Raw genomic sequence first — 2,921 nt, 5'->3', positions numbered from 1 at the left:
GCTTATCTGGGGGCGCAATTAGATATGGTGCTGGAAGGGACGTTAAATCTGTCATTTAAATATGCCAGCAATGAAGAGCGGGAAATGGAATTCCAGTTGGGGGATAGCGTCAGGGGTACGCTGGCGATTAGGGCGGAAACGAATATTCAGGCGGGTTTTAAATATTATCTGGTAGAAGGATATTTTAAAGCCGGTGCAGATATTGAAGCGGAAGGGTGTTTTGAACTGGATAAGCAGGATAACGGGTTATATCTGGTATTTTTTCATGAGGGGATCGTTGCCAGTTATTATATGGAATATGGGGTGGGAGTCGCGCCATCTGAAAATAATGGCAGTTCTATTAGACAAGGAAGTAAAGTAGATAATAAGAAACAAAAAAATGGGAGATATACCCGAAATTGCCAAAAGAGAAGTCGACATACAAACTGTGGTTATCACAATGAAAAATTTTTTTGTATTTTTTATGGCCTTATTTTCGTTATCAGCTTACGGGGGAAATACGATGGATAAAGTTAAATATATTGCTTATTTAGAAACAAATCAGGCATTTTGTGTACTTAAAGTCAATGGGATCTACACTTTAAGTAATTTGGGTTCGATTAGCGGGACTATATCAACGGGTTACAATGTTGCAGTGATATTACAAAACGGTAAAAATATTATCAGCCTTGATATGGGACCATTAAGTGCCCGGGATGATAAATATGTTTATCAAGAAAAAGATGCAGAATGCAAGGTCCGATTAGTGAGAGTGACTCCCTATGATTCCGATGAAATCACGAATATTATTACCAGAGTGGCAGATAAGAACGGTATATTGGAACCTAGTAGCACGAAGTCGGTTAATTTTAATATTGATACTGCACAATCCAGTAAAATTACGACAAAAGAATACTTGGATGAATTTTATTATCATACAGAGCGGACGGTGACATTAAATGATTTGCCTGTTTGGGCTTGGACGATGGCTACGCCTTTGCCGGAAACGAAGGAAAGCACGGAATTGGTTAAAAAAGCCTATGAAAATATATGGCAAATAATGAAAAATAAAGATTCAATGGCTTTACAGCATGCGGCTAAAATAATGTTGTATGAGCATGCGCAGGCTAATGACAGTACGGAACAAAGTTATTTTGATTCTTTAGACTTTGGGAGAAATTTTGATGAAGGTTATCAGGCTATACCGATAGATTGGAGAAAATATAAGTTAGTGCGTTATCTGGAGGGACGGTTATTCCGATTTGAAATTGAGGGTAGTAATAATTCGCCATTGTTAATTAGAGATAAGAGTGGTGAAAACGGTCGTACATTCAGCCCCTATTTTTCTTTAATCAATGGAAAAGTGGTGATTTCAAGATAACTATGATTTCTTTTAGATAACTCCGTATTAACTTTTTCCGGCAGTTAATACGGAGAAGTAAGGAAAAACTATGCTCTCAGTGAACATGAAAAGTGCCGTATGCGATTGTAAAATTCCGGACCCCTGTATTCACAAATTAACCTTAAAAGTCGGTAAACGGGTTTTTATTTATAACCAGATTGATTAAGTTAGTGATATTTGGATGATTGATCAGTGATAGACAGAGATTTTCATTAAATCAATAAAAGAGGGGTCTCTAGCTTTAGTCTTTTTTGACGACAGAAAAGCACGAAGTGGGATGAACTCCTGTTTTTATGTCGAGCATCAGGGAATATATAACGAAGCATATGAACAGGATAAGAAAGGCCATGACCTCACTCATGAATAGTATTGAGTAATAATATCGATGGGATTCTTACGAGAAGTCCAGATTACTATTTCAAAAAGCTATTAAGGTGTACCATGCGATTAAAAATACTTAATAAAATTTTAAATAAGAAAAATATTATTACATTTATCATTTTTTTTATAATATTTATTCTGCCCGTTATATCTATGATGAATTGTCACGGATGGAACGAAGGGAGTATGGAAGTAACGGAATGTTCTATAAATCTTTGGATAGTAAGAGAATATGCAAGTTTCTACTATGATTTTGTCCTTGTCGGTGCTTTTGCTATGGGCATACCTATAATTATTTATATTGTTTTAGGTATTACTATAATATTAATCTTTCGTAATTTAATCTGAGCTTTGCTTAAGAAGAAAGCGAAAGTGCCGCGTTAGCTGCTCCCTTACAGCGCTACTCATCATATGTTAGCTAATGAGGTGCAAATGATTTATCCCATATTCGTTTTTAAGAATGACAGCGGTATTGATGGTTACTTTCCTGATGTGACTGGGTGTTTTTTCGCAGGGGATACCCTTGAAGAGGCTGTTCGAGATGCTGAGTTCGCCTTTGGTGCTCACATGGAGGTATTAACCGAGCGCGGTGAACATGTGCCAGCACCTACGGACCCCACTTCTTATTTAGGTGATGAACGATTAATCCAGGATTCTGGCTATCTTGCATTTGTAGAAATCGACCCAAGTAAGTACGAAACCAAGGCGGTCAAATTCAATTTAACAATGCCGGGTAATCTCATTGCCGCGATTGATCGCTACATTGAGAAAAGCGGACGATATAAAAACCGCTCTGCGTTTCTCGCTGAGTTGGCAAGAAAAGAAATTGCTCACAGGTGATATTAGGCCACTGCGGTGGCCTTTCTTTATACAGGCGGATCTTCACGTCAGAGTGTGTTACCGCTTCATTCAGCTTATGTGCTTTCAAATAGGTGCCTACTTCCATACAAAAGTAGAATCCCGCCTTGGGGGTAGGGTTGAGGATGAAGCCGGAACTAGTCGGCTTTATTTTTTCGCTTATAATTTCATCACATTACTGCTTTTCACAGTAAATCGTCATTTTGGTCATTAATTGACATACAGATGAATCTGATTTTGACACTATTCCATACTGTTTAAATGCTGCGTAACTAAAGATTGGCGTCAGTTGATGGTTATA

The 2,921-nt window shown here is 37.7% G+C and carries 3 protein-coding genes and 1 pseudogene; all 4 read left to right on the top strand.

What is annotated here, in order from left to right; translation table 11 throughout:
- A pseudogene (locus ACGF7G_RS21865) lies at positions 1–510 on the top strand (hypothetical protein); the annotation flags it as partial.
- Complete coding sequence (locus ACGF7G_RS21860) at positions 503–1,360, top strand: hypothetical protein (RefSeq protein WP_387468360.1); 858 nt, start codon at positions 503–505, stop codon at positions 1,358–1,360. The pseudogene ACGF7G_RS21865 and the gene ACGF7G_RS21860, both read left to right, overlap by 8 nt.
- Before the next feature lie 462 nt (positions 1,361–1,822).
- Positions 1,823–2,110 (top strand): hypothetical protein, encoded by a 288-nt coding sequence (locus tag ACGF7G_RS21855; protein ID WP_133815880.1) that lies wholly within the window; start codon positions 1,823–1,825, stop codon positions 2,108–2,110.
- An 84-nt stretch (positions 2,111–2,194) separates the two neighbouring features.
- A complete protein-coding gene (locus ACGF7G_RS21850) occupies positions 2,195–2,602 on the top strand; it encodes a type II toxin-antitoxin system HicB family antitoxin (protein WP_387468358.1) in 408 nt (135 codons plus the stop codon).
- Positions 2,603–2,921 lie beyond the last annotated feature (319 nt).

This window comes from Photorhabdus sp. RM323S (assembly GCF_042879375.1).
Classification (GTDB): Bacteria; Pseudomonadota; Gammaproteobacteria; order Enterobacterales; family Enterobacteriaceae; genus Photorhabdus; species Photorhabdus tasmaniensis.
Note: the sequence above shows the minus strand (reverse complement) of the source record. Positions and strands in the feature narration are given on the sequence as shown.